Annotated in this window: 10 protein-coding genes; 9 read left to right on the forward strand and 1 reads right to left on the reverse strand. The window is 40.5% G+C overall.

Translation table 11 applies throughout. The features are described 5' to 3' along the window. The 6 genes from AC6F75_RS10830 to AC6F75_RS10855 form a co-directional block, all read left to right on the forward strand. The coding region (locus tag AC6F75_RS10830; RefSeq protein WP_500715035.1) for a methylmalonyl-CoA mutase family protein at window positions 1–1053 on the forward strand (1053 nt) is incomplete at its 5' end. A gap of 40 nt (window positions 1054–1093) precedes the next feature. Next, window positions 1094–1294: a hypothetical protein gene (locus tag AC6F75_RS10835; RefSeq protein ID WP_500715036.1), complete on the forward strand. Its 201-nt coding sequence runs from the start codon at window positions 1094–1096 to the stop codon at window positions 1292–1294. A gap of 63 nt (window positions 1295–1357) precedes the next feature. Then, window positions 1358–3469, forward strand: coding sequence for a methylmalonyl-CoA mutase (gene scpA / locus AC6F75_RS10840; protein WP_500715037.1), 2112 nt, complete (start codon window positions 1358–1360; stop codon window positions 3467–3469). Window positions 3470–3560: 91 nt separating this feature from the next. Next, the gene (locus AC6F75_RS10845) at window positions 3561–4694 is read left to right on the forward strand and encodes an AAA family ATPase (protein ID WP_500715038.1); all 1134 of its coding nucleotides are present in this window, start codon (window positions 3561–3563) and stop codon (window positions 4692–4694) included. 17 nt (window positions 4695–4711) lie between these two features. Beyond that, window positions 4712–4921 (forward strand): hypothetical protein, encoded by a 210-nt coding sequence (locus AC6F75_RS10850; protein WP_500715039.1) that lies wholly within the window; start codon window positions 4712–4714, stop codon window positions 4919–4921. Between the two features lie 13 nt (window positions 4922–4934). Next, window positions 4935–5810 carry an SDR family oxidoreductase gene (locus tag AC6F75_RS10855; RefSeq protein ID WP_500715040.1) on the forward strand — a complete coding sequence of 292 codons (876 nt, stop codon included), beginning with the start codon at window positions 4935–4937 and terminating at the stop codon, window positions 5808–5810. A gap of 28 nt (window positions 5811–5838) precedes the next feature. Here AC6F75_RS10855 and AC6F75_RS10860 read toward each other — a convergent pair whose 3' ends face one another. Next, on the reverse strand, window positions 5839–6300 hold the full coding sequence (locus AC6F75_RS10860; RefSeq protein ID WP_500715041.1) for a DUF4442 domain-containing protein: 462 nt from the start codon (window positions 6298–6300) through the stop codon (window positions 5839–5841). Window positions 6301–6509: 209 nt separating this feature from the next. Between AC6F75_RS10860 and AC6F75_RS10865 the strand changes: the two genes are divergently transcribed. From AC6F75_RS10865 to AC6F75_RS10875, 3 genes are all read left to right on the forward strand, one after another. Continuing rightward, entirely contained in the window at window positions 6510–6674 is a 165-nt protein-coding gene (locus AC6F75_RS10865; protein ID WP_500715042.1) for a hypothetical protein, read from the forward strand. A 1-nt stretch (window position 6675) separates the two neighbouring features. Continuing rightward, complete coding sequence (locus AC6F75_RS10870; protein WP_500715043.1) at window positions 6676–7014, forward strand: helix-turn-helix transcriptional regulator; 339 nt, start codon at window positions 6676–6678, stop codon at window positions 7012–7014. Then, window positions 7011–8398: PspC domain-containing protein (locus tag AC6F75_RS10875; RefSeq protein ID WP_500715044.1), on the forward strand; the 1388-nt coding region annotated here is incomplete at its 3' end. The genes AC6F75_RS10870 and AC6F75_RS10875, both read left to right, overlap by 4 nt.

Here is an 8398-nt window from a genome sequence, read left to right on the forward strand (position 1 = left end):
ACTTCAGAAAAACCATTTGACGTTAACAAACTTTTTAAAGAGCTCAACGAAAAGGCGTTGTACTATTTTGACCTAAAATTTTTGGACACTAAATTCTGTGTTCATCCCGCTTTCGCGAAAGCGAACGTATTTGTCTTAAACGACATCATTCACCACCATGCTCAGGAAGGCAATTGGCACCAATCGCTCAAAGAAGATTTTAATGCGCTTGGAAACTGCTTAAAATACACACAAACATTGGGTATAGATAGTTCGCTTTATCAAAACGCAGGAGCAACCATCGTGCAGCAACTCGCTTATGCCCTGGCACACGCCAATGAATATTTCAATGCTTTTGAAGGTCAAATCAGTTCAGAAACACAAGTGATTTTTAAAGTGGCGGTGGGCAGCAATTACTTTTTTGAAATTGCAAAGATCAGGGCATTGCGTAAGCTTTATACAGCTTTGGCTAAAGAATATGCTTTAAGCGAAAACTGCCGCATCATAGCCACACCTTCAAAGCGCAACAAAACCCTCTATGACTACAACGTCAATATGCTGCGCACCACCACCGAATGTATGAGTGCGGTGCTGGGCGGAGCTGATACTGTTTGCAATTTACCTTATGATGGTATTTACCACAAAAGCAACGAATTTGGCGAACGCATTTCACGCAACCAATTGCTCATTTTAAAGCACGAAAGTTATTTTGACACTGAAAAAAATCCGGCGGAAGGCACGTTGTATATAGAAACACTCACCCGTCAATTGGCCGAAAAAGCACTTGAGGTTTTTAAAGAAATTGAAGCCGGAGGTGGGATTTTAAATCAGCTGAAAGAAGGAACCATCCAAAAAAAAATCAAAGAAAGTGCGTCAAAAGAGCAGGAAGATTTTGACCAAGGTAAAAAAACACTTCTGGGAACCAACAAATACCCCAACCCAAACGACCGGATGAAAAACGAATTGGAGTTGTATCCATTCGTGAAAACAAAACCCAGAAAAACCCTCATCGAACCCATTATAGAAAAAAGACTGGCCGAAAAAACCGAACAAGAACGACTTGGAAATGAGTAGGTTTCTACTCAAATGCCTATATTTGAATAAATAAAAAACTATGGAAGCAATCAGAAAAATTGTCAAAGTGATTGATCGTGAAATTCACATTACTTTGCCTTCAGGTTTCAATGCGGAAGAAGTGGAAGTTATCATCTTTCCTGCCTCAGGCGAGTATCAAATACCACAATGGCAAATTGATCAGGTGAGGGAACGAACAGATAACTATCTAAAAAATCCGCAAAGTGCATTAGAAATATAGGGATTTTTTAAACAGCTTGACAGTGAAATTTAACACGCTGATTACATTAGAATACCAATCAAAATGAGTAGAAAAAACATTCAACATATTAAACTAAGTAATTCTGACACCATATCTCCCCCCTTCGGGGGGATTAAGGGGGGCTCCTTTGCAGCAGGAATCCCCCCCTATTTACGCGGTCCCTACTCGACGATGTATGTCCAAAAACCCTGGACCATTCGTCAGTATGCCGGGTTTTCAACTGCTGAAGAAAGCAATGCCTTTTACCGCAGAAATCTTGCAGCCGGACAAAAGGGACTTTCAGTAGCTTTTGACTTAGCCACCCACCGCGGATATGACAGCGACCACGAGCGCGTACAAGGCGATGTGGGCAAAGCCGGAGTGGCTATTGACAGCGTGGAGGACATGAAAATACTTTTTGATCAGATTCCGTTGAACGAAATGAGCGTTTCTATGACCATGAACGGTGCCGTATTACCAATCATGGCCTTTTATATCGTTGCTGCGGAAGAACAAGGCGTTTCACCAGGCTTGCTGTCAGGAACCATTCAAAATGACATCCTGAAGGAGTTTATGGTGCGTAATACCTACATCTACCCGCCCACTCCCTCGATGAAAATCGTTTCGGATATATTTGAATATACTTCTAAAAACATGCCCAAGTTCAACTCCATCAGTATATCGGGTTACCATATGCAGGAAGCCGGGGCTACCTGTGAGATCGAACTGGCATACACTTTAGCAGATGGGTTGGAATACTTGAGAACAGGCATCGCCGCCGGAATGGACATTGATACATTTGCTCCACGTCTATCGTTCTTTTGGGCCATTGGGATGGATCACTTTATGGAAATTGCAAAAATGCGTGCTGCCCGAGTCCTTTGGGCGAAAATCGTCAAACAATTCAATCCCAAAAATGAAAAATCACTCGCCCTGCGCACCCATTGCCAAACCAGTGGTTGGAGTTTGACCGAACAAGACCCCTTCAACAATGTAGCCCGCACCTGTATTGAAGCCGCAGCAGCCGTCTTTGGCGGAACCCAGTCGCTGCACACCAATGCACTGGATGAAGCCATTGCTTTGCCTACCGATTTTTCGGCGCGTATAGCTCGGAATACACAAATATACCTTCAGCAGGAAACCGAAATCACCCGCACGGTTGACCCCTGGGCGGGAAGTCATTATGTTGAAAAACTCACCAACGACATCGCAGAAAAAGCATGGAAACTCATTGAAGAAGTGGAAGAACTGGGCGGAATGACCAAAGCGATAGAAGCCGGCATTCCCAAAATGCGCATTGAAGAAGCAGCAGCCAGAAAACAGGCGCGCATTGACAGCGGACAAGACATTATTGTGGGTGTAAACCAATACCGTCTGGAACAGGAAGACCCGCTTCAGATACTGGATGTCGATAACCAAAAGGTGCGTTTGTCACAAATAGAACGGCTAAACAAAATCAAATCAGAACGTAATTCTGAAAAAGTGACCGCTGCTTTAACAAAATTGACGGAAGCTGCAAAAAAATCAATAAATTTGATAGATAGTACTGAAACTGCTTCAAAAGATTCCCGCTTTCGCGGGAATTTATTAGCTTTAGCCATAGAAGCTGCCAGGGAACGGGCAACACTGGGTGAAATCAGTGACGCACTGGAAACTGAATTTGGCAGGTACAAAGCACAAATCAAATCATTCAGCGGCGTGTATAGCAAAGAAATTAAGAAAGACCCTTCATTTGAAAAAGCCCGTGAAATGGCCAACCGTTTTGCCGAACTGGAAGGACGCAGACCGCGCATTATGATAGCCAAAATGGGTCAGGACGGTCACGATCGCGGTGCCAAAGTAGTCGCTACCGGCTATGCTGATGTGGGCTTTGATGTGGATATTGGTCCCCTATTCCAAACACCTAAGGAAGCCGCCAAGCAAGCCGTGGAAAACGATGTGCATATTCTGGGCGTTTCTTCTCTGGCTGCCGGGCACAAAACACTCGTACCTCAGGTAATTGAAGAACTCAAAAAGTATGGCCGTGAAGACATTATGGTGATTGTGGGCGGCGTGATTCCGCAACAGGATTATCAGTATCTTTTTGATGCGGGTGCTGTTGCCGTATACGGTCCCGGAACAAGAATAAGCGATGCTGCCATTGAAATTCTTCAGATTTTGATTGATTCTGTTTAAATAAACAAATTTTTATAACTAACAACCTTGTTAGTAACAACTTTGTTAGTAACAAAGTTGTTAGTTTTTGTAAAATGACTACATTTGTAGTATGAATCTTCCATTCAAATATGGCAAAGTAATTGACGACAGCTATTTTATCAATAGGTTGACCGAAATTGAAAGTATCAGTAAGATATTGGTTTCAAAAATCAATCTTGTTTTAATTTCGCCCCGAAGGTGGGGTAAATCATCTTTGATGCTTAAAGTTTCCAGGGAAATGGAAAAGAAAAACAAGAAAGTAAAATTTTGCTTTATCGATTTGTTCAGCACCCGAAATGAAGAAGAATTCTACAATTATTTTGCTACGGAAATCCTCAAAACGTCTTATACAAAATGGGAAGAACGGCTTGAAAAAGCAAAATTGTTTTTTAAACAAATCATACCACAGTTTAGCTTTGGGGTAAACCCCAATGAACAATTTTCGGTATCATTTAACTGGCAAGAAATCAAAAAAAACCCTCAGGAAATACTTGAACTTCCGGAGATAATTTCAAAAGTAAAAAACATACACTTGATTGTTTGTCTTGATGAGTTTCAAAATATAGCACATTATGATGACACCCTGGGGTTTCAAAAAAAACTAAGAGCCGTATGGCAACATCATCAACATTGCACTTATGTACTCTATGGCAGTAAACAACACATGATGAGCGAGCTGTTTGAAAGCAAATCCATGCCTTTTTACAAATTTGGGGAAACCATGTTCCTGAACAAAATTGAAAATGAGGAATGGGCAAAATACATTCAAAGAAAGTTTAAAAACACCTTGAAAAAAATTTCCATTGCGAATGCCAGACACATCGCAAACCTGGTAGAGAACCACCCTTATTTTGTGCAGCAACTTGCCAACAGCATTTGGCTACATACCCGGGAAAACTGTGAGGAACAATCCATCGAGCAAGGATTGAGTTACTTACTCAATCAATATGACATTATTTTTAGTAAAGAAATAGATGGATTAACCAATTTACAACTCAACTTGCTGCAGGCTTATGCAAATGAAGAAGAAAAAGTAACCTCAAAAGAAATCATCAAAAAGTATAAACTCACCTCTTCTTCCAATGTTATCCGTTCAAAAGAAGCCCTTGTCCAAAAAGAGATTATAGACACTTTTAGTAATGAAATCACCTTTCTTGACCCTTTATTTAAAATATGGCTAAGGGAAGTTTACTTTAGGGCATAAATACTTATTTTTACACTATGGAACTGAAATTCCAAACCAAACAAGAAAGCAAAAAACAACAATTGAAAGAATTTTTAAAACTTTCAGGCGGCGAACGGGTTTGGCGTTTCTTTTTGCTTAGCGCACAAATCAACCGCTTACCACGTAAAAACAAAATTGAAAAAACAGACAATTTTGTGATACATATCGACCTCAACAAAACCAAACGCTCAAACTATAAACTATAAACAGTTAAACTGAATGAACTACAACCAAAAAATGCTCCGCGACGATGCCCTTAAAGGAAAAACCATAGTAGTTACCGGAGGTGGTAGCGGGCTCGGTAAATCCATGGCGACTTACTTCCTGGAATTGGGTGCCAATGTTGTGATCACTTCCAGAAACCTGGAAAAACTTCAAAATACCGCTAAGGAAATGGAAGCCGCTACCGGTGGAAAAGTACTTTCTGTGGCTTGTGATGTAAGAAATTACGACGAGGTAGAAGCTATGGTTGAAGCATCAGTTGCTGAGTTTGGCCAGGTAGATGTATTGCTAAATAACGCTGCAGGAAATTTTATATCGCCCACAGAGCGACTTTCTGCAAACGCTTTCGATACCATAATTGATATTGTTTTAAAAGGAAGTAAAAACTGCACCCTTGCTTTCGGCAAATATTGGATCGATAAAAAAGAAACCAATAAAACGGTGGTCAACATAGTAACCACTTACGCCTGGACAGGTTCAGCTTATGTGGTGCCTAGTGCAACGGCCAAAGCCGGAGTATTGGCCATGACCCGTTCTCTGGCGGTGGAATGGGCCAAATATGGCATTCGTCATCATGCCATTGCTCCCGGACCCTTCCCAACCAAAGGTGCCTGGGACAGGTTGCTACCCGGCGAACTCAAAGAAAAATTTGATCTGGCCAAAAAAGTACCCCTGAAACGCGTGGGAGATCATCAGGAACTGGCCAACTTAGCGGCCTATCTGGTTTCTGATTTTGCTCATTACCTCAACGGTGAAGTCATTACTATCGATGGTGGTGAATGGCTGAAAGGCGCCGGCCAATTCAATCTGCTTGAAATGGTAACACCCGAAATGTGGGATATGCTGGAAATGATGGTAAAGTCAAAAAAATAATTCTTTTGGGTAATTGAAATTAAAACCATCAATCTTGGCTTTTTAATTTTATCCGCCATTCAAATTCGTTAACCGAAACAACATCTCCTGCCGCATCTGTACCTGTTGAAGTCATCCAAAAGGTGACACCCTCCCCTGTTTTTATGGTTTCAGCAATAGCATCAATCACTTTTTGTCCATCATCACATTTAAAAACAATTGTTCCGGTTGCCTTTTTGGAATAGTTCCCTTTTTGATTGGCAACAAGCATGGTTATTTTTTGATTGCTCGCTTTGATGTGCTGCATCACAAGCGCACCGGTACTCAACTCTGCCGCCATGGCCTGAACGGCAAAATAAAGCGAATTAAAAGGGTTTTGATTGATCCATCTATGGGTCACTTTGGTTTCACAATTCAAAGGTTCAATGTGTATTACCCGCACTCCGCAAAAAAATGCAGCCGGTAATTTAAGCATTAAGAACCCATTAATTTTTGAGGGTGTAAACTTCATAACATCGCTAATTTAGTGCATTACACCCATATTTCATCACAAAAAATAAACTATTAATTTGTTAATTATATGTTAAACATTAGTACTTTGTATTGCATAATACCAGTTTTAATATATATATTTGCATTGTAATCTAATGGGTATTAAACTATCATTTAATCAAAAGTGGATTCAATCATCAAAAATCAATCATTTAAATCAATCAAAAAATGAGCACGTTAGTAAGTATTTTGTTGGCAGTAGTAATGGAGTTTTTAGCCCCGGCTACGGTAAGTTCATCTGAAGTAATGCAAAACATCAATCGTATAGAGGTTGAAGAAGTGTTATTTTTTATGGAAGAGCTTCCAGCAGTAACCCAATTAAAAAATTGTTAGTATGAACATTGAGAACACTAAAGCACAAATGCGCAAAGGAGTACTGGAGTACTGTATTCTTTCCATATTAAAAGATGGAGAGGCTTATACTTCAGACCTTCTTGAAACGCTGAAAGATGCTAAGATGCTGGTTGTGGAAGGAACGGTTTACCCCCTTCTCACCCGGCTTAAAAATGCGGGGCTGTTGAGCTACCGCTGGGAAGAATCTACTAGCGGCCCGCCTAGAAAATATTATGAACTTACCGAAACCGGTAGGTTATTCTTAAAAGAATTGGACAGCACCTGGGATGAATTGAAAATTGCAGTGGCTACAGTAACTCGTCAAAACAAAAAATCATGAACAAAACAGTAAACATTAACCTGGCCGGAACTTTTTTCCACATCGACGAAGATGCCTATGGAAAATTAACCCGCTATCTCAATGCAATAAAACGTTCTTTTTCAGACCCACAGGGGCGTGACGAAATCATCAAAGATATCGAAGCACGTATCGCTGAATTATTTTCTGAAAAAATTGATTCTAAGAAACAGGTCATCACCATGAAAGAACTCGATGAAGTCATCACTATTATGGGTCAACCTGAAGATTATGCTATCGGAGATGAAGACTATACAGGCGCCTCATCTGATTACCAATCTGAACAAAAAACAAAAGGGTATAAAAAACTTTTCCGCGACCCGGACAACAAATACATTGGTGGCGTTTCCTCAGGTTTGGGTCACTACATTGGTCTGGATGCCATCTGGATTCGTTTGATATGGGTATTGCTGACCATTTTCTCCAGCGGAACCTTTATTTTAATCTATATCATTTTCTGGATTTTGGTTCCTGAAGCTGTAACCACAGCTGATAAATTAACCATGCGTGGCGAACCGGTGAACATTTCAAACATTGAAAAAAAATTCAAGGAAACTTATGACAATGTAGCCGATAAGGTAAAAAATGCCGATTACGACGAGTATGGCAAAAAGATAAAAACCGGAACAGACAACTTTTTTGATACACTTGGAAAAATCCTGATGGCACTCTTTACGGTTTTTGTAAAATTCATTGGAGTCATTATCATTATTGTGGCAGCAGCAACTTTAATCAGCTTGTTTATCGGGCTGTTTATTACCGGGATTTCAGGGTTTTTCGGATCCTGGTACACAGACTTTTTCCATATTGTCAGTGACACATTGGTTCCCTTTTGGTTGCTTTCTGTGTTGTTGTTCTTTACCATTGCCATTCCGTTTTTCTTCCTGTTTATCCTTGGGTTAAAAATTCTGATTGACAATTTAAAATCCATCGGAAAAGTGGTCAAGCTCACTTTACTCGGACTGTGGATTATGTCTGTTTTATGCTTAATAACCATAGGTATAATGCAAACAGTCGAGCATTCCAACGAAGGCAGCACTATGCAGGTCAAGGAATTGAATATCACTACAGGGGATACGCTGTATTTGGCCATGCAAAGCAATGCATATTTTGAAAAAGATATGACTCGCTCAGGTGGTTTCAAACTGAAATACAACGAAAATGATGAGCAGGTGATTTATTCAAACAACATCCGCCTGATTGTTCGCTCCACTAAGGATTCAATGGCGTCACTATACGTAAACAAAAAAGCAAAAGGGCGTGACTATCTTGAGGCTAAAAATCGCGCAGAAGCCATTTCCTATCAGTCTGTTTTTGAGAACAATACACTAAAACTTGACGGTTATTTTCTGGCCGATGTTGATGA

The sequence above is a fragment of the Planktosalinus sp. genome (assembly GCF_059864935.1).

Coding starts and splice junctions, on each gene's coding strand:
- AC6F75_RS10835 (WP_500715036.1), top strand. CDS start 1,094: ATGGAAGCAATCAGAAAAATTGTCAAAGTGATTGATCGTGAAATTCAC.
- scpA (WP_500715037.1), top strand. CDS start 1,358: ATGAGTAGAAAAAACATTCAACATATTAAACTAAGTAATTCTGACACC.
- AC6F75_RS10845 (WP_500715038.1), top strand. CDS start 3,561: ATGAATCTTCCATTCAAATATGGCAAAGTAATTGACGACAGCTATTTT.
- AC6F75_RS10850 (WP_500715039.1), top strand. CDS start 4,712: ATGGAACTGAAATTCCAAACCAAACAAGAAAGCAAAAAACAACAATTG.
- AC6F75_RS10855 (WP_500715040.1), top strand. CDS start 4,935: ATGAACTACAACCAAAAAATGCTCCGCGACGATGCCCTTAAAGGAAAA.
- AC6F75_RS10860 (WP_500715041.1), bottom strand. CDS start 6,300: ATGAAGTTTACACCCTCAAAAATTAATGGGTTCTTAATGCTTAAATTA.
- AC6F75_RS10865 (WP_500715042.1), top strand. CDS start 6,510: ATGAGCACGTTAGTAAGTATTTTGTTGGCAGTAGTAATGGAGTTTTTA.
- AC6F75_RS10870 (WP_500715043.1), top strand. CDS start 6,676: ATGAACATTGAGAACACTAAAGCACAAATGCGCAAAGGAGTACTGGAG.